Annotated in this window: 21 protein-coding genes and 1 riboswitch; of the genes, 13 read left to right on the top strand and 8 right to left on the bottom strand. The window is 74.0% G+C overall.

Features of this window, described 5'->3' with window-relative positions; translation table 11 throughout:
* The first annotated feature begins 183 nt into the window (after nucleotides 1-183).
* Nucleotides 184-1,800, top strand: coding sequence for an MFS transporter (locus AC0VYN_RS09295; protein WP_475535555.1), 1,617 nt, complete (start codon nucleotides 184-186; stop codon nucleotides 1,798-1,800).
* Nucleotides 1,801-1,815: 15 nt separating this feature from the next.
* Here the strand turns inward: AC0VYN_RS09295 and AC0VYN_RS09300 are convergent, their stop codons facing one another.
* The 7 genes from AC0VYN_RS09300 to AC0VYN_RS09330 all read right to left on the bottom strand — a co-directional run bounded on the left by AC0VYN_RS09300 (nucleotide 1,816) and on the right by AC0VYN_RS09330 (nucleotide 10,204).
* A complete protein-coding gene (locus tag AC0VYN_RS09300) occupies nucleotides 1,816-2,664 on the bottom strand; it encodes an energy-coupling factor ABC transporter ATP-binding protein (RefSeq protein ID WP_475535556.1) in 849 nt (282 codons plus the stop codon).
* Nucleotides 2,661-3,410, bottom strand: coding sequence for a cobalt ECF transporter T component CbiQ (cbiQ, locus tag AC0VYN_RS09305; protein WP_475535557.1), 750 nt, complete (start codon nucleotides 3,408-3,410; stop codon nucleotides 2,661-2,663). Before cbiQ ends, AC0VYN_RS09300 begins: the two co-directional genes overlap by 4 nt.
* Nucleotides 3,411-3,752, bottom strand: a complete 342-nt coding sequence (locus AC0VYN_RS09310; protein ID WP_475535558.1) for an energy-coupling factor ABC transporter substrate-binding protein — start codon at nucleotides 3,750-3,752, stop codon at nucleotides 3,411-3,413.
* Nucleotides 3,749-4,444 carry an energy-coupling factor ABC transporter permease gene (locus AC0VYN_RS09315; RefSeq protein ID WP_475535559.1) on the bottom strand — a complete coding sequence of 232 codons (696 nt, stop codon included), beginning with the start codon at nucleotides 4,442-4,444 and terminating at the stop codon, nucleotides 3,749-3,751. Before AC0VYN_RS09315 ends, AC0VYN_RS09310 begins: the two co-directional genes overlap by 4 nt.
* Nucleotides 4,445-4,474: 30 nt before the next feature.
* A riboswitch (cobalamin riboswitch) is annotated at nucleotides 4,475-4,658 on the bottom strand.
* Nucleotides 4,659-4,779: 121 nt separating this feature from the next.
* A complete protein-coding gene (locus tag AC0VYN_RS09320) occupies nucleotides 4,780-5,286 on the bottom strand; it encodes a potassium channel family protein (protein WP_475535560.1) in 507 nt (168 codons plus the stop codon).
* Nucleotides 5,287-5,357: 71 nt separating this feature from the next.
* Complete coding sequence (locus AC0VYN_RS09325) at nucleotides 5,358-6,749, bottom strand: chloride channel protein (protein WP_475535561.1); 1,392 nt, start codon at nucleotides 6,747-6,749, stop codon at nucleotides 5,358-5,360.
* Between the two features lie 323 nt (nucleotides 6,750-7,072).
* Nucleotides 7,073-10,204, bottom strand: coding sequence for an FAD-binding and (Fe-S)-binding domain-containing protein (locus tag AC0VYN_RS09330; protein ID WP_475535562.1), 3,132 nt, complete (start codon nucleotides 10,202-10,204; stop codon nucleotides 7,073-7,075).
* Between the two features lie 192 nt (nucleotides 10,205-10,396).
* Here AC0VYN_RS09330 and AC0VYN_RS09335 point away from each other — a divergent pair, with 192 nt between their 5' ends.
* The 10 genes from AC0VYN_RS09335 (at nucleotide 10,397) to AC0VYN_RS09380 (ending at nucleotide 22,442) form a co-directional block, all read left to right on the top strand.
* A complete protein-coding gene (locus tag AC0VYN_RS09335; protein WP_475535563.1) occupies nucleotides 10,397-10,789 on the top strand; it encodes a cell division protein SepF in 393 nt (130 codons plus the stop codon).
* A gap of 193 nt (nucleotides 10,790-10,982) precedes the next feature.
* Nucleotides 10,983-12,158: an AAA family ATPase gene (locus AC0VYN_RS09340; protein ID WP_475535564.1), complete on the top strand. Its 1,176-nt coding sequence runs from the start codon at nucleotides 10,983-10,985 to the stop codon at nucleotides 12,156-12,158.
* Complete coding sequence (locus AC0VYN_RS09345; RefSeq protein ID WP_475535565.1) at nucleotides 12,155-12,526, top strand: nucleotide pyrophosphohydrolase; 372 nt, start codon at nucleotides 12,155-12,157, stop codon at nucleotides 12,524-12,526. Before AC0VYN_RS09340 ends, AC0VYN_RS09345 begins: the two co-directional genes overlap by 4 nt.
* A gap of 194 nt (nucleotides 12,527-12,720) precedes the next feature.
* A complete protein-coding gene (locus AC0VYN_RS09350) occupies nucleotides 12,721-13,191 on the top strand; it encodes a DUF6099 family protein (protein ID WP_385468128.1) in 471 nt (156 codons plus the stop codon).
* A 120-nt stretch (nucleotides 13,192-13,311) separates the two neighbouring features.
* A complete protein-coding gene (locus AC0VYN_RS09355) occupies nucleotides 13,312-14,235 on the top strand; it encodes an LLM class F420-dependent oxidoreductase (protein ID WP_475535566.1) in 924 nt (307 codons plus the stop codon).
* Nucleotides 14,236-14,379: 144 nt separating this feature from the next.
* Nucleotides 14,380-15,864 carry a 3' terminal RNA ribose 2'-O-methyltransferase Hen1 gene (locus tag AC0VYN_RS09360; protein WP_475535567.1) on the top strand — a complete coding sequence of 495 codons (1,485 nt, stop codon included), beginning with the start codon at nucleotides 14,380-14,382 and terminating at the stop codon, nucleotides 15,862-15,864.
* Complete coding sequence (locus AC0VYN_RS09365; protein WP_475535568.1) at nucleotides 15,861-18,410, top strand: polynucleotide kinase-phosphatase; 2,550 nt, start codon at nucleotides 15,861-15,863, stop codon at nucleotides 18,408-18,410. The genes AC0VYN_RS09360 and AC0VYN_RS09365 overlap by 4 nt, the downstream gene beginning before the upstream one ends.
* Nucleotides 18,411-18,582: 172 nt before the next feature.
* A complete protein-coding gene (locus AC0VYN_RS09370; protein WP_475535569.1) occupies nucleotides 18,583-19,806 on the top strand; it encodes an arginine deiminase in 1,224 nt (407 codons plus the stop codon).
* 79 nt (nucleotides 19,807-19,885) lie between these two features.
* The gene (gene argF, locus AC0VYN_RS09375) at nucleotides 19,886-20,893 is read left to right on the top strand and encodes an ornithine carbamoyltransferase (protein ID WP_475535570.1); all 1,008 of its coding nucleotides are present in this window, start codon (nucleotides 19,886-19,888) and stop codon (nucleotides 20,891-20,893) included.
* Nucleotides 20,894-20,996: 103 nt separating this feature from the next.
* A complete protein-coding gene (locus AC0VYN_RS09380; RefSeq protein WP_475535571.1) occupies nucleotides 20,997-22,442 on the top strand; it encodes an amino acid permease in 1,446 nt (481 codons plus the stop codon).
* On the opposite strand, the gene AC0VYN_RS09385 is transcribed toward AC0VYN_RS09380, so the two are convergent.
* A complete protein-coding gene (locus tag AC0VYN_RS09385) occupies nucleotides 22,396-22,839 on the bottom strand; it encodes an ATP-binding protein (RefSeq protein ID WP_385469547.1) in 444 nt (147 codons plus the stop codon). The two genes, AC0VYN_RS09380 and AC0VYN_RS09385, sit on opposite strands and share 47 nt — an antisense overlap.
* 319 nt (nucleotides 22,840-23,158) lie before the next feature.
* Here AC0VYN_RS09385 and AC0VYN_RS09390 point away from each other — a divergent pair, with 319 nt between their 5' ends.
* The gene (locus AC0VYN_RS09390; RefSeq protein WP_475535572.1) at nucleotides 23,159-23,986 is read left to right on the top strand and encodes an enoyl-CoA hydratase family protein; all 828 of its coding nucleotides are present in this window, start codon (nucleotides 23,159-23,161) and stop codon (nucleotides 23,984-23,986) included.
* Nucleotides 23,987-23,990: 4 nt separating this feature from the next.
* Nucleotides 23,991-26,375 (top strand): bifunctional salicylyl-CoA 5-hydroxylase/oxidoreductase, encoded by a 2,385-nt coding sequence (locus AC0VYN_RS09395; protein ID WP_475535573.1) that lies wholly within the window; start codon nucleotides 23,991-23,993, stop codon nucleotides 26,373-26,375.
* The last annotated feature ends 136 nt before the right edge of the window (nucleotides 26,376-26,511 follow it).

Genomic DNA, 26,511 nt, shown 5'->3' on the forward strand with positions numbered 1-26,511 from the left:
ACCGCCTCTTCCGCGCTCCCTCGACCGGCGTCGTCCTCCCGTGAAGTGACCGTGCGCGGACGCGTGGGCCGGCCGGCAGCGGGTACCCCGAGGACTGTTTGCACATCGGTGGGCAAGAATCTACCCTGAAAGCAGTCTGCACACCGATGGGCAATTAAGTCGCCCTCGTACCCGGGAGCCCTCATGCCCCTACTGGCCACCACACCCGTCGAGAAGATGGCCGGGCCGTACCCACGGCGCTGGTGGGCCCTGATCGTGCTGTGCCTCAGCCTGCTCATCGTCGTCATGGCCAACACGTCCCTGATCGTGGCCGCCCCGGCCATGACCGCCGACCTGGGCCTGAGCAGCAGCGACCTTCAGTGGGTCATCGACGGCTACACCGTCCCGTACGCCGCGCTGATGCTGGTGCTGGGCGCGATCGGCGACAAGTACAGCCGCCGCGGCGCCCTGGTCACCGGCCTGGTGATCTTCGCGGGCGGTTCGGTGATGGGCAGCCTGGTCCACGAGACGGGCCCGGTCATCACCGCCCGGGCGGTGATGGGCGTCGGCGCCGCCGTCGTCATGCCGGCCACGCTGTCCCTGCTCGTCGCGATCTTCCCGAGGGGCGAGCGGGCCCGCGCCATCACGGCCTGGACCGCCACGTCCGGACTCGCCATCGCCGTCGGCCCGCTGGTCGCCGGCTGGCTGCTCGGCGACCACGCCTGGGGCTCGACCTTCCTGGTCAACGTGCCCGTCGCGGTCCTCGCCGTCGTCGGCGCGCTGCTCCTCGTGCCCCCGTCCAGGGCGGCCGGCATGGGCCGCATCGACTACGTGGGCGGCCTGCTCTCCATCGTCTCCGTCGGCAGCCTGGTCTACGCGACCATCGAGGGCCCGCACTTCGGCTGGGGCGCCGGCCCCGTCACCGCGGCCGTCGTGGCGGGCGCCGGCCTGGTGGCCTTCGTCGCCTGGGAGCTGCGGCACCCGCAGCCCATGCTGGACGTGCGCAGGTTCCTCCAGCGGCCGTTCAGCGGCTCGATGCTGGCCGTGCTGTTCTTCTTCTTCGGCACCTACGGCGCCATCTACTACTCCACGCAGTTCCTGCAGTTCGTCCTCGGCTACGGCGCACTGGAGACCGGCGTACGGCTGCTGCCGCTGGCCGGGGCCGTGTTCGTCGGCGCCGCCGTCACCGGGCACCTCACCCCGAAGCTGGGCGTCAAGGCCATGATCGGGTCCGGCATGGTGATCGGCACCGCAGGCGTCTTCCTGCTGGTCCTCGTCGACAAGGACTCGACGTACTCCGGCTTCCTGGCCCCGATGCTGCTGCTCGGCCTCGCGATCGGCCTCAGCGTCTCCCCGGCCACCGACACCATCATGGGCTCCTTCCCGGAGAGCGAACTGGGCGTCGGCGGCGGCGCCAACGACACCGCGCTGGAACTCGGCGGCTCGCTCGGCATCGCCGTCCTGGGCTCCCTGCTCGGCACCGCCTACCGCGACGAACTGGCCGACCTGGCGGGCGACCGGCTCCCGGCCGCCGCGCTGCACACCGCCCAGGACTCCGTCGGCGGCGGCCTCGCGGTCGCCGAGCAGATCGCGAAGACGCCCTCCGCCGGCCCCCAGCAGGCCCAGGCCCTGGCCGACGCCGTCCATCAGGCCTTCGCCCACGGCGTGGCCACGACCAGCCTGATCGGCGGGATCATCATGGCCGCCGGCACCCTGATCGTCGTCGCCGTCCTGCCCGGCCGCCGCGGCGGCGCACAGCGGCGGACCGAGGAGCAGCCGGCACCGGCCCGCGACGCGGAGTACAGCGACTCCACGAGCTGACCGGCGCGGCGACGGTCAGTCGGCCGGCCCGGCCAGGGCCGCCAGGTCCTCCGCCGTGCGCGGGCCCCCGGCCGGGTCCGCCAGCAGTCCCCGGGCACACAGCAGCCGCGCCGCCGCCACCCCCCACGGCAGCCGCAGTCCCGCCGGGCCGAGCAGGTCGGTGCGGGCCAGCGTCGGCGCCGTGGGGCCGGTGTGCACCCCGGACGGGGTGAGCAGGGCGGCGTCGTCGGACCAGCGCAGCGCGAGATCCACGTCGTGGGTCGCCATCACCACCGTGGTGCCGCCCGCCCGCAGCCGGTCGAGGGTGTCGAGCAGCCGCTCCTGCCCGTCCGGGTCGAGCCCGGCGGTCGGCTCGTCGAGGATCAGCACCCGGGGGCGCATCGCGACCGCGCCGGCGATCGCGGCCCGCTTGCGCTGCCCGTACGACAGCAGGTGCGTGGGCCGGTCGGCCAGCCCGGCGATGTCCAGCGCGGCGAGCGCCTCCCCGACCCGGGAGCGGACCTCCGGATCCGGCAGCCCGAGGTTCAGCGGCCCGAACGACACGTCCTGGGCGACGGACGCGGCGAACAACTGGTCGTCCGGGTCCTGCACCACCAGCTGCACGGTGGTCCGCAACCGGGTCAGCCCGGCCCGGTCGTACGTCACGGGCCGCCCGTCGACCGTCAACCGCCCGGCGCCCGGCCGCAGTCCGCCGCTGAGCAGCCGCATCAGCGTCGTCTTGCCGCTGCCGTTGCGGCCCAGCAGCGCGAGCGCGCGCCCCTCGCGCACCTCGAAGTCCAGGCCGGTCAGCACCTGAGGCCCCTCCTCGTACCCGAAGGACACACCTCGCAGGGCGACGAGGGCCGGTTCGGTGGGCTCGTTCACGTCAACGGCCTTTCCAGTACGAAGGTGAGCACGGCCAGCGCCGCCAGCAGCACGACGCTCGCCGCCGTGAACGGCACGGAGACCCGGGCCTCGGGCACCAGGACGCGCAGCGTGCCGTCGTAGCCGCGCCCGGCGAGCCCGGCCTGCAGCCGCGTCGCCCTGTCGAAGGCCCGCACGAACGCCGTGGCGCCGAGCCCGCCGAGCGAACGCCAGGCCGCGGCCCGGGTGGTGTGCCCCAGCCGCGCGGCCTGCGCCTCGCGGATCCGGCGCACGGAGTCCAGCAGCAGGAAACTCATGCGGTAGGTCACCAGCGCCACGTCCACCACCGGCGCGGGCACCCCGGCCCGCACCAGCCGGGGCAGCAGGTCGGACATCGGCGTGGTGAACGCGAACAGCAGCACCCCGAGGGAGGCCGCCGACGTGCGCAGCAGCAGCTCCCCGGCGCGCACCGCGCCGCCGTCCGCCGCGCCCACGAAGCCGCCCGGGCCCCCGACCCGCACCAGCAGCGGCAGGGCACCGGTCACGCAGAACCCCAGCGGCACCCGGTACGCCCGCCACAGCCGCCGCCGGGGCACGCCCGCCGGGCCGAGCAGCACCGCCAGCGCCGCGACCAGGACCAGCGCCGCGCCCGGCCAGGGCGGCAGCGAGATCGCGAGCACGGTCAGACCCAGCCCGAGCACCGCCTTGTCCACCGGGTGCCGGTGGCGCCACCGGCTGCTGTGCGCCGCCGCGTCGATCGGCAGCACTCAGTCCCCTTCGGGCGCGTTCGCGTCCTGCCGGGCGGCCGCCCGCTCCTCGCCCTGCCGCCGGCCCCGGCGCAGACCGAAGTAGTAGGCCAGCACCCCCGCGCCGAGCGCCGCCTGCGCGGCGAACAGCGCGGACTCGATCTCCCCGGACGGCGGCTCGTACAGCGGCGAGAACCACGGCTCGTAGTCCGGCTCGATCTCCGTGATGGCCGTCTCCGCCTCGGCGTCGGCCCCGGTGAACGGCTTCTCCTTGTGGTCGCCGAGACCGAGCGCCAGCGGCAGCACCGCCAGCGCGGCCACGGCGAGCAGCAGCAGGAGGTTGATCTTCGTGTTGCGGTTCATCGGACGACGGCCTCCTCACGCTCGCCGGCCTTCGCCGGCAGCACGCGCAGACGGGTCAGCTCTCCCTTGCTGGACTGCACCAGAAGCCGCATCACGACCACCGTGAGCAGGCCCTCGCTCACCGCGAGCGGGACCTGTGTGACGGCGAAGATGGATCCGAACTTGCCGAGCGCGCCCAGGAACCCGCTGGCCGGGTCGGGGAAGGCCAGCGCGAGCTGCACGCTGGTGACGCAGTAGGTGGACAGGTCGGCGACGAACGCCGCGCAGAACACCGTGACCATCAGCGGCGCCCCGTACCGGCGCAGCAGGCGGTAGGTGCCGTAGCCCGCCCAGGGGCCGGCGATCGCCATCGAGAAGGCGTTGGCGCCGAGCGTGGTCAGCCCGCCGTGGGCGAGCAGCAGTGCCTGGAAGAGCAGGGTGATCGTGCCCAGGACCGCCATGACGGGCGGCCGGAACAGGACGGCGCCCAGACCGGTCCCGGTGGGGTGCGAACAACTCCCGGTGACGGAGGGCAGTTTCAGGGCCGACAGCACGAACGTGAAGGCTCCGGACGCCCCGAGCAGCAGCGTGCTCTCGGGATGCTCCCTGACCTCACGGGTGAGTGACCGTACTCCGTGGACGACGAACGGCGCGGACGCGACACTCCAGGCGATCGCGTGCGCCGGAGGCAGAAAGCCCTCGGCTATGTGCATGGCTCAGCAGACCCTCTCCAGCACCTCGTGGATGGACGACGCGCCTTGGCCGGTCTCCTGGCTGACGGGTACCACCGCCCGAACTCCGCCTTCCCGGGTCACAAGGACCCAGTGGCTGCCCGCGAGGGCCGGAGCCGGACTTCCCGATCACAGTGGCGAGGGCCGCACCGGTACTTCACCGGATTTCCCGTTCACCAAGGCGTGGCGACAGTAGTGCGCCCACGAGGGTGGTGACAAGCGGGCCTCCCGGCGGCCGGCCCCGGGGGCCGCGGGGACTTCCGCGCCGGCACCGCGTCGTACGGGGCCGCGCGCCCTCGCCCGGCGTGGCGAAGATCTCAGCCCGAGGTGCCCTTGCCGTCGGGGGCGCCGCCGTCGGTGTCCCGGACCACCCGGGAACGCAGCTGCTGGCCCAGCGCCGTCCCCGCGGCGGTGAGGAAGACGAAGCTGTAGACGATCTGCAGGATCGTCACGAGCCGCGCCGTCTGGCCCCGCGGGGTGATGTCCCCGTATCCGACCGTGGCCAGGGTGACGACGGTGAAGTACAGGGAGTCGACCCGGGTGTGCAGCCCGTCGAACGCACCGGGCTGCTTGGCCAGGAGGTAGTAGGCCGCGGCGAAGACGTGCACCGACAGCAGGATCAGCAGGGAGATGGCCACGCCGGGGTGGGTGTCCGTGCGGCCGGTGAGGACGTGGCGGATCTGCCGCAGCAGCAGTACGGCCACGGCCGCCAGGCCCAGAGCGAACAACAGCCAGCTCAGGACCGGATGACGGGGGCCCAGCCGGTCGAGGGGCAGCAGGAAGTAGGCGGCGACCAGGGCCACGACCGCACCGGCCCTCGTCACCCAGGGACGCGCCGAACGCCAGGAGGCACCGGCCCCGGTCCGGTGCGCCCGCCCGCCGCCCCCGCGTCCGGTCACCGCTCCGGCCCCGGCCGGGGACGCGACTGCGTCCCCGCCCCCGCCGGAGGCCCGGGCTCCGGCGGGCTCCGGCGGACCGCCTGGGCGACGACGAAGGCGACCACCGACGAAATGACGATCAGCGGCATCTGCTCGTGCGCGTCCGCGCCCATCAGCAGTACCGCGAGCACCGAACTGGCCAGTGGCAGCCCCGTCACCGCGGCCATGGCGGCGGGCATGCCGAGGGCGAGGGCCGGGGTCACGCCGAAGCCGGGCAGACCGGAGCAGGCCATGGCCGTGGCCGCGCCCAGCAGCAGGGAGGGGAAGATCGGACCCCCGCGCAGACTGCCCAGTGCGATGCCCCACGCCAGCCCCTTGCAGACGACGAGCGCGACCAGCGCGCCCACGGACCAGGCGTGCGGATGCGCGGCGAGCTGGGCGAGGGCGGCCTGCCCCGACAACGCCGCCTCCGCCGGCGAACGGCCGGTGATCAGGGCGTACGCGGTGATGCAGACGCCGACCGCCGTGGCGCACAGGACGGTGCGGACGGCAGTGCGGTGCTCCGCCCAGGCCCTGGTGCGGCGGCCGAGCGCGCGGGCCAGCGTGACCAGCACCGCGATCAGCGCCGCCGTCGGGATGCCCCACAGGAAGTCACCGGCGTCGGGGTCGGTGCCCGGCGGCACGTCGGGCAGCGACAACGCGCCGATGGTCAGGCCGGTCCACTGCCCGAAGCCGGTGAAGACCAGGGCTCCCGTCGCGCTGGCCAGCAGACAGGGCAGCAGCAGGGCGACCATCCGGGTGCCGGCCAGCCCGGCGCCCTCCAGGAGCAGGACGGCCGCCGCCACCGGGCCGCCGAGGATGGTGGAGATCGCGGCGGTGGAGCCGGCCGTCGCCAGGATCGCGCCCGCCTTCGGATCCGCGCGCGCACCGACCCGCCGCACCGCGAGCAGGGCGAGACCGCTGCCGACGGCCATCAGGGGTGCCTCGGGGCCCAGGACCACACCGAGCGGCAGGGTGGCCAGCGCGGCCAGGACGGCACCGGGCAGCGCCTCCGGCCCGACCGGCGCCTGGCCCAGGCCGTTCACCGGCACGTGCCCTCCGCCGCCCGGCATCCGGGTCACGATCGGCGCCAGGATCAGCCCCGCCAGCACCAGCGCGGGCAGCGGCCACCACCAGGGCGGGGTGGCGTACCCGGCGGCCTTCGGCAGCGACGTCCACACCCAGTGCTGGAGCTCGTGCTGGAGGCCGACGAAGAAGAAGCAGGCCAGCGCGATGGGAATGCCGATCAGCACGCACAGCAGCAACAGCAGCAGGTAGCCGGGGCTGAGCAGGGTGCCGCGCAGGGACTGCTCGGCCCGGTCCGGGGCGGCGTTCTCCGGTGCGGCGGCCCGACCCTCCGGCGCCGTCACGGGGCCGTCCGGCGCGGTCCCGGCACGGGCCCGGCGGGCGGCGGCAGGGGCTGAGTCGTCACGGGCCCTCCCCATGAAGCATGGTCCGCCCACCTCCCGGCGCGGACCGGCGGCCCGTCGCGCGTACGTGTGCATCGTGTGCGCTTCAGTTAACGCGAGACCGCACCGCACCGCATGCCACGCACCGCCCTCCGGGTCGCCACCGCCCCGGGCACCACTCCGCCGCCCTCTTCCGGTCCTCCGTCCGGCGGGCCGCCGGCCGTGGGTGCGCCCGCCGGGGCAGGGGAGGGCCCGCGTCTCCCCGGGCGACGGCGCGCCGGCGTTCAGCGGCGCCGCAGCCGGCGGGCCAGCACGGTCGCCGTGCCGGCGGCGGCCAGTCCGGTGACCGCGAGGGTCAGCGCCCGCGCCCGGCGGCCGGGCGGTGCGGGGCGCACGTCCGGTCCGGTGCCGTACGCGCTGCCCGGCACGCCGGCGTCCCCCGCGGGGCCGGGCAGTGCCGAGGCCAGCAGCTCCGCGAGGTGCACGCCCTCGTGCCCGCCGCTGTCGAACTCGTGGATCTGGGTGCGGCAGCTGAAGCCGTCGGCGAGCACGACGGTCGCCTCGTCCTCCTCCCGCAGCCGCGGCAGCAGCACCCGCTCCGCGCAGGCCTCGCTGACGTCCAGATGACCGCGCTCGAAGCCGAAGTTGCCGGCCAGTCCGCAGCAGCCGGAGTCCAGCCGCTCGGCGTCCACGCCGGCCCGGCGGAGCAGTTCGCGGTCGGCGTCCCAGCCCATCACCGCGTGCTGGTGGCAGTGCACCTGCGCCAGCGCCTTCGCGGACCGCTCGGGCACCCGCGGCGGCTCGTAGCCGGGGGAGTGCCCGGTCAGCAGCTCCGAAAGCGTGACCGTCCGCTCGGCCAGCCGGCGCACGTCCTGGTCGCCGGGGAACAGCTCCGCCGCGTCCGCCCGGAACACGGCCGTGCAGCTCGGCTCCAGGGCCACCACCAGACCGCCCGCCCGCACGTGCGGGGCCAGTCCGCGCACGGTCCGGGCGAGGACCCGCTCCGCCGTGCCGAGCTGCCCGGTGGAGATCCAGGTCAGCCCGCAGCACAGCGGCTCGGCCGGCAGCTCCACCCGCCAGCCCGCGTGCTCCAGCACCCGCACGGCCGCCCGGCCGACGTGCGGGTGGAAGTGGTTGGTGAAGGTGTCCGGCCACAGCAGCACGGTGCCGCGCCGCCCGTCGCCCTCCGGCTCGTGCCCGGCGAACCACTGCTCGAACGTCTGCGCGGCGAACAGCGGCACCTCCCGGTCCGACACGCCCGCGACGGCCACGGCGGCCCGGGACAGCACGGGCGTGTGCGTGAGCGCGTTGACGACCGGTCCGAGCCGGGTGCGGGCGACGACCCGCGCGAGCGCCGGCAGCCAGCCCATCGACCAGTCGGAACGGGGCCTGCGCCAGGGCCGGCGCGCGTAGTGATGGGACAGGAACTCCGCCTTGTACGTGGCCATGTCCACGTCCGCCGGACAGTCCTTCTTGCAGCCCTTGCAGGCCAGGCACAGATCGAGGGCGTCCTTGACCGCCTCCGAGCGCCAGCCGTCCCGGACCGCCGCGTCCCCGTGCCCGTCGAGCATCTCGAACAGCAGCCGCGCCCGGCCCCGCGTGGAGTGCTCCTCCTCCCGCGTGACCTGGTACGACGGGCACATCACCGTGCCCTCACTGGTGTGCTGGCGGCACTTGCCGACGCCGACGCACCGGTTGGCGGCCTGGGAGAACGAGCCGCCGTCGTGCGGGAACCGGAAGTGCAGGTCGCGGGGCTCGTAGGGGGCCCAGCGCGCACCGAGCCGCAGGTTCTCGTCGAGCCCGTGCGGCGCCACGACCTTCCCGGGGTTCATCCGGTCCAGCGGGTCGAAGACGGCCTTGAGCCGCCCGAACGCCTCCACCAGCTCGTCGCCGAACATGCGCGGCAGCAGCTCGCCCCGGCTCTGCCCGTCCCCGTGCTCCCCGGACAGCGATCCGCCGAACTCCACGACCAGGTCGGCGGCCCGCTCCATGAACCGGCGGTACGCCGCCACCCCGTCGGCGGTGTACAGGCCGAACGGGATACGGGTGTGCACACAGCCCTGCCCGAAGTGGCCGTACAGGCTGGGCCCGGTGTCGCCGAGGTAGCCGAACTCCTCGAACAGGGCCCGCAGCCGGCGCAGGTAGCCGCCCAGCTTCTCCGGCGCCACCGCCGAGTCCTCCCAGCCCTCGAAGGTGTCGTGCCTGCCCGGGACGTGGGCGGTGGCGCCGAGGCCGGCCTCGCGGACCTGCCACAGGTCCTGCTCGTGCGCCGGGTCGTCCATGAACGCGCAGTCGGCGTCGTGCTCCGAGCGGTGCACCGCCTCCAGCATCCGGTGCGCACGCGCGTCCGCCTCCTCGGCGGTGTCGGCGCCGAACTGCACCATCAGGAACGCGTTCCCGTCGGGCATCCGGGCCAGCGACTCCGGGTTGAGGCCCTTGATCCGCTCGTCGCGCACCAGCCGGGCGTCGACGCCCTCCAGGGCGATCGGCTCGTGCGGCAGCAGGTCGGGCACCGCGTCGGCGGCCAGCTCGATGCTGTCGAAGCCCAGCACCACCAGCGTGCGTTCCTTCACCACCGGCACCAGTTCCAGCTCCGCCCGCAGGACGGTGACCAGTGTCGACTCGCTGCCCACCAGCAGTCCGGCGACGTCGAAGCCGTGCTCCGGCAGCAGGGAGTCCAGGTTGTAGCCCGACACCCGGCGCGGGATGTCCGGGAACCGGCGGCGGATCTCGTCGGCGTAGGTGTCGCGCAGGGCCCGCAGCCGCCGGTACACCGTCGCCCGCAGGTCGCCCTGCCGCTCGATCGCGGCGTACTCCTCGTCACCGGTCTCCCCGCACCAGAAGCGGGTGCCGTCGTAGAGCAGCACCTCCAGGCGGGCGATGTTGTCGACGACCTTGCCGTGCGCCTGTGCGGTGGCCCCGCAGGAGTTGTTGCCGATCATGCCGCCGATGGTGCAGTTGGCGTGGGTGGCGGGCTCGGGCCCGAAGCGCAGGCCGTGCGGGGCGAGCCGGCGGTTGAGGTCGTCCAGCACGATGCCGGGCTGGACGACACAGGTGCGCGCGCCGGGGTCCACGGACTCCACGCGGGTGCAGTACTTCGACCAGTCGAGCACCACGCCGGCGTTGGTGCACTGCCCGGCCAGGCTGGTCCCGCCGCCCCGCGACAGCACCGGCGCGCCGAACTCCCGGGCCACGGCCACCGCTTCGGCGCCCGCCTCGGGGGTACGCGGGACCACCACGCCGATCGGCGTCTGCCGGAAGTTCGACGCGTCCGTCGAGTACGCGGCCCGGCTGCCCGCGTCGAACCTGACCTCGCCGTCGACCCGATCGCGCAGCGCCGCCCGCAGCCCGGCCGTGTCGACCGGTGGCGGCGCTCCGTCCCGGACGACGGGTTCGGGCAGGTCCAGTGCGCCCATGGGTCCTCCTCGGCGAGATGTACGGTGCGACTCACGGCCTGCCGCGGGTACCCCGCCGCACGTCACGGCAACCTCCGGGTGGCGGTGGGCGTCCGGAAGGACGCGGTCCGTGTCGTTGTTGGGCCGAACGGGTGAGTTGACGTAAGAATTGGCTGGTGCACGCATTGAAGGCGAGTGGAATCGGGGGAGCCGGTGAACAGCTACGACGTCACCGATGAACAGTGGGAAGGGCTCGCCCAGGTCGTTCCGTTGCGCGGGCGCGACGCCTGGCCGTCGGCGGTCGGCCATCGCGCGCTGCCGGAGGCGGAGACGGAGGCACGCCGGCGCTTCGTCGTCCTGCGGGTCAACGTCTTCGCGGACGCCCGCGAGGTCGCCGAGACGCTGATGGCCGGCATTCCGGTGCTCCTGGACCTGACCAACGCCGAGACCGAGGTCGCCAAGCGGGTGCTGGACTTCAGCACGGGCGTCGTCTTCGGCCTGGCCAGCGGTATGCACCGGGTCGACCGCAACGTGTTCCTGCTGACACCGGCGGGGACCGAGGTGAACGGCCTCATGGAGGGCGCGGCCGGGGTCCCGGGGATGTGACGGCGGTGGGCCCCCGCACCCTCGGGGGCCCACCGCGCACCACCCACCGCCCCGCCCACCGCGCACCACCCACGCCCCGCGCGCCGGAGACGGACGCCCCCGGGGCACGGACACCCCGCTCGCGCCCCTCGATCGTAGGAACGCCGGCCAGGCGGAACGGTTCCGCGTGCGGGCGGCGCCCTACGGTCCGCACATGGCCGTGTCACCCCCGTCGACGGCGTCAGCGTCGACGGCCTCCCCAGCCCCCGCCCCGTCGCACCCGGACCGACCGTGCGTCACGGAGCTGCGGCTGTCCGCCTTCGCCCGGCACCGGCGTGCCCGGATCCCGCTCGCGCCCCTCACCCTGCTCGCCGGGCCCAGCGGCTGCGGCAAGACCAGCGCGCTGCGCGCGTACGAGGCGCTCGCCCGGCTCGGCGGCGGCGCGGAGCTCGGCACGGTCTTCCCCGACCCGGTCGCGTGCGTCCCCGAGCGGGCCCGGCCCGACGCCCAGCGGCGCCGCGGCTTCCGCATCGGCTGCACGGTCGACGGCCCCGAGGGCCCGGTGAGCCTCGACGTGGCCGTGCAGGCGGAGCCCGAACTGCGCATCGTGGGGGAGCGGCTGACGGCCGGCGGACTCGTCCTGCTGGAGACCGCCCTGCGCGACCCCGGCCGGCGCGTCGTGCAGGCCGCCTGGCACACGGCCGGGTCGGCGCCGGTCACCCGCGCCCCGCTGCCCGACGACCGGCTCGGCACCCCGCTGCTCCCGCTCCGCGTGGCCGGCAAGACGGACGGACAGCGCAGGGTGCTCGCGGCGGCCGAGCAGACGGTGGTCGCCCTGCGCTCCGTCTTCGCCTGCGACCCGCGCCCCGCCAGGATGCGCGCGCCCGTGCCCAGCGGTGCCGGACGGCTGCTCGGCGGCTGCGACAACCTCGCCGACGTCCTGTGGCGCACCCGGACCGAGTGCGGCCGGCGGCACGCCCAGTTCGTCGCCGCCGTACGGGCCGGATGCGCGGGCCCGGTCGAGGACGTCCTGGCCGAACCGGCCGCCGGCGGTGCGGTCCGCGCGCTGCTGGACCGGGGCGACGGCATCCGCACCGGGCTCCCGCGCCTCGGCTACGGCGAGCTGCGTTACCTCGCCCTCGCACTGGTGCTGTTCACCGGTCCCGGCGTGCTGGAGGTCGACCCGGCCGGTGAGGTGCCCGCCGCGCTGCAGACGCTCACCGTCCTCGCCGACGGCCTCGACCGCGGCCTGGACGTGCGCCAGCGCGCCGAACTGCTCCGGCTGGCGGCGCGTATGTGCGACCGCGGGCACATCCGCCTCGTCGGCGCCGTCGCGGACGCCTCGTGGGCGGCGGCACCGGGCGTCACGGTGGTACACCTGGGGCCGTGACCGATCGACCCCACCCCTCACCGGACCTGGCGGCGCTCCAGCGCAGACTGGCCGCGTTCGCCGCCGCGCGGAACTGGCAGCCGTACCACACCCCGAAGAACCTCGTCGCCGCCCTCAGCGTGGAGGCCTCCGAGCTCGTCGAGATCTTCCAGTGGCTGACGCCGGAGGAGTCGGCCCGCGTCATGGACGACCCCGGGTCCGCGCACCGCGTCCGGGACGAGGTCGCCGACGTCCTGGCGTACCTGCTCCAGTTCTGCGAGGTGCTCGGCATCGACCCGCTCGCCGCGCTGGACGCGAAGATCGACCGCAACGAGTCCCGGTTCCCCGCGGCCGGCGGGCACGACCGGCGGGAGGGGCACGGAGGCTGACGCCGGGGTGAAATCGGGGAGTCACACACTCCGTTATCACTCTCCGCAGTCGAATGCGGGTCCGTATCCTCTTTGTTGTCCGAATATTTCTGCCCAGCTCTGGCTTTTCGCCCCACACGCCTTCACTCTGGGTAGTGAACAACGGAGTTCGAGTGGACGCGCCGCACGCGCGTCCGGGCAGACGGGGGCAGCGCATGGACGCGGTGCGGCTCATCGTGACGAGTGGGCGGGCCCTGGCCGCCGGCGGCGAGGTGCCGGACATACTGACGGAGGTGTGGCAGGCGCAGGCCCTGGCCCAGGCGATCGGCAGCCGGCTGGCGGTCCACGGACCGCCCGAACTGCGCGGCGAGGCCCTGGGACTGACCGAACTGGCGGGCCGTGGCTGCGGGGTGCTGAGCACCCCGGCCCTGGCGCCGGGCGAACTGCGCGCCGCCCAGCTCACCGAGCTGGGCGACGCCCGCCAGGCACTCATGTGCCTCGGCACGCTGCTCGGCGAGATAGGCATAGCCCTCGTCGGCATCGCCTGCACGGTGGAGGACGAGGGCACGTACTGGCAGTGCATGGAGGCGATCGACGCGGCGGACGAGTCGCGGGACCGGGTCCTGGAGATGCTGCGCAGACTGGCGGACCGGGACGCGGCGGCACCGGCGCGGGAGGCGGGCTGACCGCCTCCCGCGGGACGCGGCGCGCGGCCGTCGCCCGTTCACCCGACGGCGGCCGGGTCCGCGACGTGGCACGCCGGAGCCTGTCCGGCGGACGCCGCCCGAGCAGGCAGGATGGAAGGCATGGAACTCCGTATCTTCACCGAGCCCCAGCAGGGGGCCACCTACGACACCTTGCTCACCGTGGCGAAGGCCACCGAGGACCTCGGCTTCGACGCCTTCTTCCGCAGCGACCACTACCTCGCCATGGGCTCCGCGGACGGCCTCCCCGGTCCCACCGACGCCTGGATCACTCTCGCCGGCCTGGCCCGCGAGACCCGGCGCATCCGGCTCGGCACGCTCATGACGGCCGGCACCTTCCGGCTGCCCGGCGTGCTCGCCATCCAGGTCGCCCAGGTCGACCGGATGTCCGGCGGCCGCGTCGAGCTCGGCCTGGGCGCCGGCTGGTTCGAGGAGGAGCACAAGGCGTACGGCATCCCCTTCCCCAAGGAGAAGTTCGCCCGCCTCGAGGAGCAGCTGGCGATCGTCACCGGCCTGTGGGCCACGGAGGCCGGCAAGACCTTCGACTTCCACGGGAAGTACTACGACCTCACCAAATCACCCGCGCTGCCCAAGCCCGCGCAGGCCAAGGTCCCCGTGCTCATCGGCGGCCACGGCGCCACCCGCACCCCGCGGCTGGCCGCGCAGTACGCCGACGAGTTCAACATCCCGTTCGCCTCGATCGAGGACACCGAGCGCCAGTTCGCCCGGGTGCGGGCCGCCGCCGAGCAGGCCGGCCGCGGCGCCGACGCGCTGACCTACTCCAACGCCCTCGTCGTCTGCGTCGGCAAGGACGACGCGGAGGTCGCCCGCCGGGCCGCCGTCATCGGCCGCGAGGTCGACGAGCTGAAGGCCAACGGGCTGGCGGGCTCCCCGGCCGAGGTCGTCGACAAGATCGGCCGCTACGCCGCCGCCGGTGCCCAGCGGATCTACCTCCAGGTCCTCGACCTCGACGACCTGGACCACCTGGAACTGATCTCCTCCCAGGTGCAGACGCAGCTGTCCTGACCTCCCGCGATAAACGAAGGCGCCCCACGGCCGCCCTGTGCGATGGTGTGACCGTCGTCCTGCCGAGCCCCCAGGATCACCACCCCTGGGGGCTTTCGCGTACGACGGCGCAGTTGTGTCCGCCCAGCCGGAGAGGCCCTCCGCATGTTCCTGACCATCACCACCACCGGCACCCCCGAGCGCCCCGCGACCGACCTCGGCTACCTGCTGCACAAGCACCCCGACAAGGCGCAGACGTTCTCCACCTCCTTCGGCACGGCCCACGTGCTCTACCCCGAGGCGGAGGAACAGCGCTGCACGGCGGCGCTCCTGCTGGAGGTGGACACCGTGGCCCTGGTCCGGCGCGGCAAGGGCAAGGGCCGGGGCGGCGCCCCCGACGCGGCACTCACGCAGTACGTCAACGACCGCCCCTACGCGGCCTCCTCCCTCCTCGCCGTGGCACTCGGCAACGTCTTCTCCAGCGCCCTGCGCGGCGTGTGCACGGCACGCCCCGAGCGGGCCGCCGAGCCGCTCCCGCTGCACGTCGAGGTGCCCGCACTGCCCGCCCGCGGCGGCCCCGACCTCGTACGGCGCCTGTTCGAGCCGCTCGGCTGGGCGGTGACCGCGGAGCCCGTCCCGCTGGACACCGAGTTCCCCGAGTGGGGCGACTCCCGCTACGTGCGGCTGACGCTCCGGGCGGACACGCTCACCCTGTCCGACGCGCTGCGCCACCTGTACGTCCTCCTCCCGGTGCTGGACGACGCCAAGCACTACTGGGTCGCCCCGGACGAGGTGGACAAGCTGATGCGGGCCGGCGGAGCCTGGCTGTACCACCACCCCGAGGTCCGGCTCATCACCAACCGCTACCTGTCCCGCCGCTGGTCGCTGACGCGCGAGGCGATGACGCGGCTGGAGCTCGTCCGGCTGGCCGAGACCGACGACAGCGAGGTCGGGGAGATCGACAACGCCGTCGCGCAGGAGGTGGCCCCGGAGGCCGAGGAGAAGCCCACCCCGCTCGCCGTGCAGCGCCGCGAGGCGATCCTCGCCGCGCTCCGCGACGCCGCCGCCGCCCGCGTCCTCGACCTCGGCTGCGGCGAGGGCCACCTGGTGCGCGAGCTGCTCAAGGACCCGCGCTTCACCGAGATCGCCGGCGTGGACGTGTCCGTGCGTGCGCTCACCATCGCCTCCCGCCGGCTGAAGCTGGACCGCATGGGGGAGCGCCAGGCCGCGCGCGTGCACCTGTTCCAGGGCTCCCTCGCCTACACCGACAAGCGCCTCAAGGGATACGACGCCGCGGTGCTCAGCGAGGTGATCGAGCACCTCGACCTGCCGAGGCTGCCCGCGCTGGAGTACGCCGTCTTCGGCTCGGCCCGCCCCCGCACCGTCGTCGTCACCACGCCGAACGTGGAGTACAACGTGCGCTGGGAGTCCCTCCCGGCCGGCCACGTCCGCCACCGCGACCACCGCTTCGAGTGGACCCGCGAGGAGTTCCGCACCTGGGCACTGACGGTCGCCGAACGGCACGGCTACGGCGTGGAGTTCCGCCCCGTCGGGCCCGACGACCCCGAGGTGGGCCCGCCCACCCAGATGGCCGTGTTCACCCTGACCACCGTCCACGAGAAGAACGACAAGGAGGCGAAGGCCGCATGACCACCACCGGCACCACCGTGCGGGACCGCGCCCTGCCCGTCACCGACCTCTCCCTCGTCGTGCTGATCGGCGCCTCCGGCAGCGGCAAGTCCACCTTCGCCCGCCGCCACTTCACGCCCACGGAGGTCATCTCCTCCGACTTCTGCCGGGGACTGGTCGCGGACGACGAGAACGACCAGAGCGCGAGCCGCGACGCCTTCGACGTCCTGCACTACATCGCGGGCAAACGGCTCGCCGCCGGCCGCCGGACCGTCGTGGACGCGACCAACGTGCAGCAGGACGCCCGGCGTCAGCTGATCGACCTGGCCAGGAAGCACGACGTCCTGCCCATCGCCGTCGTCCTCGACGTGCCCGAGCAGGTCTGCGCCGAGCGCAACGCCGGCCGAACCGACCGCGCCGACATGCCCCGCCGGGTCGTCCAGCGCCACACCCGCGAACTCCGCCGCTCCCTGCGCCACCTGGAGCGCGAGGGCTTCCGCAAGGTGCACGTCCTGCGCGGGGTCGAGGAGATCGAGCACGCCACCGTCGTCACCGAGAAGCGGTACAACGACCTGACCCACCTCACCGGCCCGTTCGACATCGTCGGTGACATCCACGGCTGCGCCGCCGAACTGGAGGCGCTGCTCGGCAAGCTGGGCTACGCGGACGGCGTCCACCCCGAGGGCCGCACCGCCGTGTTCGTCGGCGACCTCGTCGACCGCGGCCCGGACAGCCCCGGCGTGCTGCGCCGCGTGATGTCCATGGTCAAATCGGGCAACGCGCTGTGCGTACCCGGCAACCACGAGAACAAGTACGGCCGCCACCTCAAGGGCCGCAAGGTCCAGCACACCCACGGACTCGCCGAGACCGTCGAGCAGATGGACGCCGAGAGCGACGCGTTCCGCGCCGAGGTGCGGGACTTCATCGACGGCCTGGTCAGCCACTACGTCCTCGACGGCGGCCGGCTCGTGGTCTGCCACGCCGGCCTGCCGGAGAAGTACCACGGCCGCACCTCCGGCCGGGTCCGCAGCCACGCCCTGTACGGCGACACCACCGGCGAGACCGACGAGTTCGGCCTGCCGGTGCGCTACCCGTGGGCCGAGGACTACCGCGGCCGCGCCGCCGTCGTCTACGGTCACACCCCCGTCCCCGAGGCCACCTGGCTCAACAACACCATCTGCCTCGACACCGGCGCCGTCTTCGGCGGCAGGCTCACCGCGCTGCGCTGGCCGGAGCGCGAGCTGGTCGACGTACCGGCCGAGCGCGTCTGGTACGAGCCGGCCAGGCCGCTGCGCACCGAGGCACCCGGCGGGCACGACGGCCGGCCGCTGGACCTGGCGGACGTCCGAGGCCGCCGGGCCGTGGAGACCCGGCACGCGGGGCGCGTCACCGTGCGCGAGGAGAACGGCGCGGCGGCCCTGGAGGTCATGAGCCGCTTCGCGACCGACCCGCGGCTGCTGCCGTACCTCCCGCCGACCATGGCGCCGACCGCCACCTCGGAGGTGGACGGCTACCTGGAGCACCCGGAGGAGGCCTTCGCCCAGTACGCGGCCGACGGGGTGGCGCGGGTCGTGTGCGAGGAGAAGCACATGGGCTCGCGGGCCGTCGCCCTGGTGTGCCGCGACGCGGAGGCGGCGCGCCGCCGCTTCGGGGTGGAGGGCCCCACCGGCGCGCTCTACACCCGCACCGGCCGCCCCTTCCTCGACGACGAATCCCTCACCGAGGGGGTGCTCGGCCGGCTGCGCACGGCGATCGGCGAGGCCGGACTGTGGGACGAGCTGTCCACCGACTGGCTGCTGCTGGACGCCGAGCTGATGCCCTGGTCGCTGAAGGCCTCCGGGCTGCTGCGCTCCCAGTACGCCGCCGTGGGCGCCGCCTCGGCCGCGGTGTTCCCGGGCGCACTGGCCGCCCTGGAGAGCGCCGCGGCGCGCGGTGTCGACCTCTCCGCGCTGCTGGACCGCCAGCGCGCCCGGGCGGCCGACGCCGCCGCGTTCACCGACGCCTATCGCCGCTACTGCTGGCCCACCGACGGCCTGGACGGCGTCCGCCTGGCCCCGTTCCAGGTCCTGGCCGTCCAGGGCCGCAGCCTGGCCGCCCTGCCGCACGACGAGCAGCTCGCCCTCGTCGACCGGCTCGTCGAGCACGACGCCACCGGCCTGCTGCGCACGACCCGGCGGCTCTACGTCGACACCGGCGACCCCGAGTCGGTGCGTGCCGGCACCGACTGGTGGCTGGAGATGACCGGCCGGGGCGGCGAGGGCATGGTCGTCAAGCCCCTCGGTGCGCTGGTGCGCGACCAGAAGGGCCGACTGGTGCAGCCCGGCGTCAAGTGCCGGGGCCGCGAGTACCTGCGGATCGTCTACGGCCCCGAGTACACGCGCCCGGAGAACCTGGCCCGGCTGCGGCAGCGGTTCCTGAACCACAAGCGGTCCCTGGCGATCCGGGAGTACGCCCTCGGCCTGGAGGCCCTGGACCGGCTGGCGGACGGCGAGCCGCTGTGGCGGGTGCACGAGGCGGTCTTCGGCGTCCTGGCGCTGGAGTCGGAGCCGGTGGACCCGCGGCTGTGAACCCGCTCACCCGCCGCGGCGGGTGAGCGCCGGGCGCGCGGCGCGCCGGGAAGGCCGGCGCGCCGCCGTCCGCCCGCCCACCGCCCCGGCCGGGCGCCCCGGCCGGGCGCGAAGACCGGCGTATCCGCGCGAGCGGGGGGTGAACGCGCGCCCGAATGGTGAGGATGGAGGCATGGGATTCCACGTCGACTCCGAAGCCGGGCGGCTCAGCCGCGTCATCCTGCACCGGCCGGATCTCGAGCTCAAAAGGCTCACCCCCAGCAACAAGGACGCCCTTCTCTTCGACGACGTGCTCTGGGTGCGCCGGGCGCGCGCCGAGCACGACGGGTTCGCCGACGTACTCCGCGACCGCGGGGTCGAGGTGCACCTCTTCGGCGACCTGCTCGCCGAGACCCTGGACGTCCCGGCGGCCCGCCGGCTCGTCCTGGACCGGGTCTTCGACGAGAAGAAGTACGGAGTGCTGGCCACGGACCACCTCCGGGCCGCCTTCGAGACCCTGCCCGGCCGCGAGCTCGCCGAGGCCCTGGTCGGCGGCATGACCAAGCGGGAGTTCCTGGACGCACACGCCGAGCCGACCTCCGTGCGCTTCCACGTCATGGAGCTGGACGACTTCCTGCTGGACCCGCTGCCCAACCACCTCTTCACCCGCGACACCTCGGCCTGGATCTACGACGGCGTCTCCATCAACGCCATGCGCTGGCCCGCCCGGCAGCGCGAGACGGTCCACTTCGAGGCGATCTACCGGCACCACCCGCTCTTCCGCGACGAGACGTTCCACCTGTGGTCACAGGGACAGGCCGACTACCCCTCCACCATCGAGGGCGGCGACGTGCTGGTCATCGGCAACGGAGCGGTGCTCATCGGCATGAGCGAGCGGACCACGCCCCAGGCCGTCGAGATGCTCGCGCACAAGCTGTTCGCGGCCGGCTCCGCCCGCACGATCGTGGCCCTCGACATGCCCAAGCGGCGGGCCGTCATGCACCTCGACACCGTGATGACGATGGTCGACGGCGACACCTTCACGCAGTACGCCGGGCTCGGCATGCTGCGCTCCTACACCATCGAACCGGGCGTGAGCGAGAAGGAGCTGAAGGTCACCGACCATCCGCCCGAGCACATGCACCGCGCGATCGCCGCGGCGCTCGGACTGGGCGAGATCCGCGTCCTGACCGCGACGCAGGACGTCCACGCGGCCGAGCGCGAGCAGTGGGACGACGGCTGCAACGTCCTGGCCGTCGAGCCGGGGGTCGTCGTCGCCTACGAACGCAACGCCACCACCAACACGCACCTGCGCAAACAGGGCATCGAGGTGATCGAGATCCCGGGCAGCGAGCTGGGCCGGGGCAGGGGAGGGCCGCGCTGCATGAGCTGTCCGGTGGAGCGGGCGGCCGTCTAGGAAGGACGGTCCGTATATAAATTCAGAAGTTCGTATATACTTCCAGGAGTCCCTGTCCCTGTACCTCTGGAGCGCCCCCATGGCGACAGTCCCGGCCGCCCTCGCCGGCCGCCACTTCCTCAAGGAGACCGACCTCACCGCGGACGAGTTCCGCGGTCTGGTCGCGCTGGCCGCGGAGCTGAAGGCCGCCAAGAAGGCCGGGAACGAGACACCGTACCTGCGGGGCAGGAACATCGCGCTGATCTTCGAGAAGACCTCCACGCGCACCCGCTGCGCCTTCGAGGTCGCCGCCGCCGACCAGGGCGCCTCGACCACGTACCTCGACCCCGCGGGCTCGCAGATCGGCCACAAGGAGTCGGTGAAGGACACCGCCCGCGTGCTCGGGCGGATGTTCGACGGCATCGAGTACCGCGGCGACAGCCAGCAGAAGGTCGAGGAGCTGGCCGCGTACGCCGGGGTGCCCGTCTACAACGGCCTCACCGACGACTGGCACCCCACCCAGATGCTCGCCGACGTGCTCACCATGACCGAGCACAGCGGCAAGCCCCTGCCCGAGATCTCCTTCGCCTACCTCGGCGACGCCCGTTTCAACATGGGCAACTCCTACCTGGTCACCGGCGCCCTGCTCGGCATGGACGTGCGCATCGTCGCCCCGAAGGCCTACTGGCCCGCCCAGGAGGTCGTCGACACGGCCCGGGGGCTCGCGGAGGAGAGCGGCGCGCGCGTCACCCTCACCGAGGCCCTGGACGAGGGCGTCCGCGGCGCCGACTTCGTCGTCACGGACGTCTGGGTGTCCATGGGCGAGCCCAAGGACGTCTGGGCCGAGCGGATCGCCGCGCTGTCCCCCTACGCGGTGACCATGGACGTGCTGCGGGCCACCGGCAACCCGGACGTGAAGTTCCTGCACTGCCTGCCGGCCTTCCACGACCTGGGCACCAAGGTCGGCCAGGAGATCTTCGAGACCCACGGCCTCGACTCCCTCGAGGTCACGGACGAGGTCTTCGAGTCCGCGCACTCGGTCGTCTTCGACGAGGCGGAGAACCGGCTGCACACCATCAAGGCCGTCCTGGTCGCCACTCTCGCCTGAGCAGCACCGACAAGCTGTCCGGCGGTCCGGAGCCACCCCTTTCCGGGCCGCCGGCCGCGACCACCGTCGCGCCCCGCACCACCAGAAACGAGCACCACCCGCAATGCCCGCTCACCGCGTCAAGTCGCCCCACCTCCTCGTCGCCGAATCCGGTGCCGACCGCGAAGGCCACGGCCTGAAGCGCACCATGGGGCTGTTCCAGCTCGTCTGCTTCGGCGTCGGCGCCATCGTCGGCACCGGCATCTTCGTCGGCCTGTCGGACTCGGTCGCCGAGGCCGGCCCGGCCGTCGTCGTCTCCTTCGTGCTCGCCGCGATCACCTGCGTCTTCACCGCCTTCGCGTTCGCCGAGCTGGGCGGCGCCATCCCCGTCTCCGGATCGTCGTACTCCTTCGCCTACGCCGGACTCGGCGAGCGCACCGCGTTCCTGGTCGGCTGGTGCCTCCTGCTGGAGTACGGCGTGTCGGTCTCCGCGGTCGCGGTCGGCTGGAGCCAGTACGTCAACGAACTGCTGGACAGCGTCATCGGCCTCCAGCTCCCGCACGCGCTCTCCGCCGGCCCCGGTGACGGAGGCCTGGTCAACCTCCCCGCGGTGATCGTCATCGCCCTGGCCTGCGTGCTGCTGGTGCGGGGCGTGCGCGAGAGCGCCCGGGCCACCGCGGCGATGGCCGTCCTCAAGCTCGCCGTGCTCGTCGCCTTCTGCGCCATCGGCTTCTTCGCCTTCGAGGACGGCAACCTCACCCCGTTCTCGCCGGCCGGCCTCGGCGGCATCGGCGCCGGCACCACGGCCGCCTTCTTCTCGTACATCGGCTTCGACGCCATCACCACCGCCGGTGAGGAGGCCAAGAACCCGCGCCGCGACATCCCGGTCGCCATCCTCGTCTGCATCGGCCTGGTCACCCTGCTGTACTGCGCGGTCGCCCTCGCCGCGATCGGCGCCGTCGGCGGCGGCGAGGTCGGCGACCGGCCGGCCGCGCTGTCGTACGTCGTCGACCGGGTCACCGGCTCCGCCGTCGGCGGCGGCGTCGTCGCCTTCGGCGCGGTGGTGGCCATCGCCTCGGTGGTGCTCGCGGTGATGTACGGCCAGACCCGCATCCTGCTGTCCATGTCCCGCGACGGACTCGTCCCGCCGGTGTTCGAGAAGGTCTCGCCGCGCACGGCCACGCCCGTCGCCGGCACGCTGATCGTCGGCGTCCTCTTCGCGCTCCCGGCCGCCTTCGCGCCGCTGGACGCGGTGGTCAATCTGTGCACCATCGGCACCCTGGCCACGATGGTCGCCGTCAACGTCGCGGTGATCGCCCTGCGCCGCCGCGAGCCGGGCCTCGCCCGCACCTTCCGCGTCCCGCTGTACCCGGTGACGCCGCTGCTCGGCGTCGGCTTCTGCCTCTACCTGATCTACGAGACGGGCCCGGCGACCTGGCTCCAGTTCGCCGTGTTCCTCGCGGTGGGCCTGCTGGTCTACACGGCCTACGGGCGCCGGCACTCCCGGCTCGCCCGGGCCGGGCTCACCGCGGAGGGCGACGCCGCTGAGCGGGAACCCCAGGCAGCCTGAACCAGACCGCCTTGCCGGAGTCGGTGGGGCGGTGACCGCAGGACGAGCTGAGGGCGCGGATCAGCAGGAGACCGCGCCCGTGCTCCTGCCAGGGGTCGGGCGGCTCCTGGTCGGGGCGCGTGAGGTCGCGCGGCGGCCGCGGGTCGGGGTCGTGCACCTCGACCTGGCAGCCGGTCGGCAGCAGCTCCACCACCAGCTCGATCGGGGCCCCGCCCGAGGTGTGCTCGACGGCGTTGGCGACCAGCTCGGCCGTCAGCAGCTCCGCGGTGTCGCCGTCGGCCGTGTGCTCCAGTTCGGCCAGCGCCGAGCGCACCAGGGCACGGGCCACCGGCACGGCCGCGGTGGTGTGCGGCAGCGCGATGCGCCAGAGGGCGGGGGCAGAGGGGCGATCGTGCACGGCTAGTCCGTTCCGGGGCAGGCGGTCCTGTCCTGCTTGCAACCTTATGAATGGTACGGCGCCGCCCGGCAGAGCCCTTCGACGGGCACCACGCGGGACCTTCGACCCCGGTACCGGGCGGCGTACCCCCGTGAACGCCCCGCCTCGCCCGGCCGCTCCCGCCGTTACCGGCCCGTCGACGTCCGGTGACGGATGTGACGGAAGCCGATCGTCCGCCTCCGTCGGCCTATCGCGCACTCATGACGACGGTCACGGATCGGTGATAGCTTCGAAGGGCAGCCCTCAGTGATGCCGTGCCCGTCCCAGGAGGCCGCCCGTCATGAGTCCCTTCACCGGCTCCGCCGGCCGCACCTCCGACTGGCGGCATCTGCGCGTCGATCTCGCCGACGGTGTGGCCACCGTCACCCTGGCCCGCCCCGAGAAGCTCAACGCGCTGACCTTCGAGGCCTACGCCGACCTGCGCGACCTGCTCGCCGAGCTGTCCCGGGAGCGGTCCGTACGCGCCCTGGTGCTGGCCGGCGAGGGCCGCGGCTTCTGCTCCGGCGGGGACGTCGACGAGATCATCGGCGCCACCCTCTCCATGGACACCGCGCAGCTCCTGGACTTCAACCGGATGACCGGCCAGGTCGTGCGGGCCGTCCGGGAGTGCCCCTTCCCGGTGATCGCCGCGCTGCACGGCGTCGCGGCCGGCGCGGGCGCCGTCCTCGCCCTGGCGGCCGACTTCCGCGTCGCCGACCCCAGCACCCGCTTCGCGTTCCTCTTCACCCGCGTCGGCCTGTCCGGCGGCGACATGGGGGCCGCCTACCTGCTGCCCCGGGTCGTCGGCCTCGGCCACGCCACCCGCCTGCTGATGCTCGGCGAACCGGTGCGGGCACCCGAGGCCGAGCGGATCGGCCTGATCAGCGAGCTCACCGACGAGGGCCACTCCGGCGAGGCCGCGCGGACCCTCGCCCGCCGCCTCGCCGACGGCCCGGCCCTCGCGTACGCCCAGACCAAGGCGCTGCTGACGGCCGAGCTGGACATGCCCCTGGCGGCGGCGGTGGAACTGGACGCCGCCACCCAGGCCCTCCTGATGAACGGCGAGGACTACGCGGAGTTCCACGCCGCCTTCACGGAGAAGCGCCCGCCGAAGTGGAGGGGACGGTAGCTCCATGCCGACCTCGGCCGTACCGACTCGAGGGGCGCGGGGCGGTGCCGATCAGGGGCTCCGCCGCGGGGCGCGCCCGGCCGCGACGACGCCGCACCCGCCCGACGGGCGCGACCGTCCCGACCGCGTCGCGATCATCGGCGGCGGCCCCGGCGGCCTCTACACCGCCGCCCTCCTCAAGCGCCTCGACCCCGGCCGCGAGGTCACCGTCTGGGAGCGCAACGCCCCCGACGACACCTTCGGCTTCGGCGTCGTCCTCTCCGACGAGACCCTCGGCGGCATCGAACACGCCGACCCGGAGGTCTACGCGGCCCTGCGGAGGGACTTCGTCCGCTGGGACGACATCGACATCGTCCACCGGGGCACCCGCCAGACCTCCGGAGGACACCGCTTCGCCGCCCTCGGCCGCCGCCGCCTCCTGGAGATCCTGCACACCCGCTGCCGCGACCTCGGCGTGGAGCTCCGCTTCCGTGCCGAGGCCCCGCACCCGGACCGGCTCGCACGGACCCACGACCTCGTCGTCGCCGCCGACGGGGTGCACAGCACCACCCGGGAGGCCTACGCGGAGGTGTTCCGCCCCCGTCTCACCGCCCACCGCTGCCGCTACATCTGGCTGGCCGCCGACTTCGCCTTCGACGCCTTCCGCTTCGAGATCGCCGAGACCGAGCACGGCGTCGTGCAGCTCCACGGCTACCCCTACGCGGCCGACGCCTCCACCGTCATCGTCGAGATGCGCGAGGAGGTGTGGCGGGCGGCCGGCTTCCACGAGGCGGACGAGCGGGAGTCCGCCGATCGCTGCGCCCGGATCTTCGCCGACGCCCTCGGGGGCCGGCCGCTCAGGTCCAACAGGTCGGCGTGGACCACCTTCCGCACGGTCGTCAACGAGCGCTGGTCGCACGGCAACGTCGTCCTTCTCGGCGACGCCGCCCACACGGCCCACTTCTCCATCGGCTCCGGCACCAAGCTCGCCGTCGAGGACGCCCTCGCGCTCGCCGCCTGCCTGGACGAGCAGCCCTCGCTCAAGGAGGCCCTGGCCGCCTACGAGGAGGAGCGCCGTCCCGTCGTCGCCTCGACCCAGCGGGCGGCCCGCGCCAGCCTGGAGTGGTTCGAGGACCTCCAGCGGTACGCCGGCCTGCCGCCCCGCCGGTTCGCCTTCAGCCTGCTCACCCGCAGCCGCCGCGTCACCCACGACAACCTGCGGCTGCGCGACCCCCGCTTCACCGACGCCGTCGAGCGCGAGTTCGGCTGCCCGCCCGGCACACCCCCGATGTTCACCCCGTTCCGGCTGCGCGGTCTGACCCTGCGCAACCGCGTCGTCGTCTCCCCGATGGACATGTACTCCGCCGTCGACGGCGTCCCCGGCGACTTCCACCTGGTCCACCTGGGCGCCAGGGCGCTGGGCGGCGCGGGACTGGTGATGACGGAGATGGTGTGCGTCGGCGCGGAGGGCCGCATCACCCCCGGCTGCGCCGGCCTGTACACCGGGCGGCAGGCCGAGGCATGGCGGCGGATCACCGACTTCGCGCACGCCCGGGCGCCCGGCACCGCGATCGGCGTGCAGCTCGGGCACAGTGGACGCAAGGGCTCGACCCGGCTGATGTGGGAGGGCATGGACGAGCCGCTCCCGGAGGGCAACTGGCCCCTCGTGGCCGCCTCCCCGCTGCCGTACCGGCCGGACGGCCAGATCCCGCGCGAGCTGTCCCGGGCACAGCTGACGGACGTGCGCGAGCAGTTCACGGCCGCCGCCGTCCGGGCCGCGCGCGCCGGGTTCGACCTGCTCGAACTGCACTGCGCCCACGGCTACCTGCTCTCCGGCTTCCTCTCCCCGCTCACCAACCGCCGCACCGACGCCTACGGCGGCACCCTGGAGAAGCGGCTCCGCTTCCCGCTGGAGGTCTTCGACGCCGTACGCGCCGTCTGGCCCGGGGAGCGGCCCATGACCGTCCGGATCTCCGCGACCGACTGGGCCGAGGGCGGCACGAGCGCCGACGACGCCGTGGAGATCGCCCGCGCCTTCGCCGCGCACGGCGCCGACGCCGTCGACGTGTCCACGGGGCAGGTGGTGGCCGACGAACGGCCGGAGTTCGGGCGGTCGTACCAGACGCCCTTCGCGGAGCGCGTCCGGCACGAGGCGGGGGTCCCGGTGATCGCCGTCGGCGCGATCTCCTCCTGGGACGACGTCAACTCGCTGATCCTGGCCGGACGCGCCGACCTGTGCGCCCTCGCCCGCCCCCACCTGTACGACCCGCACTGGACGCTGCACGCGGCGGCCGAGCAGGGCTACACGGGCCCGGGTGCCGTCTGGCCGGCGCCCTACCGGGCGGGCAGCCGCCGCCCGCAGACCGGACGCACCGACGCCCCCAAGCCCCGGCTCGCGCTGCGCGACTGACCCGGCTCAGGACGGATAGCCCCAGGCCGCGCACATCGCGCGCAGCGCCGCGGGGACCCGGTCCGCCTCGGGCAGCGGGCGGCCCGGCTGCACCGTGCCGGTGCGGACCTTGTCGCGCCAGTCGCCGAGGCCCCTG

Source organism: Streptomyces sp. 63XJN7_1_ISO-PGPR-S23-121, assembly GCF_056173025.1.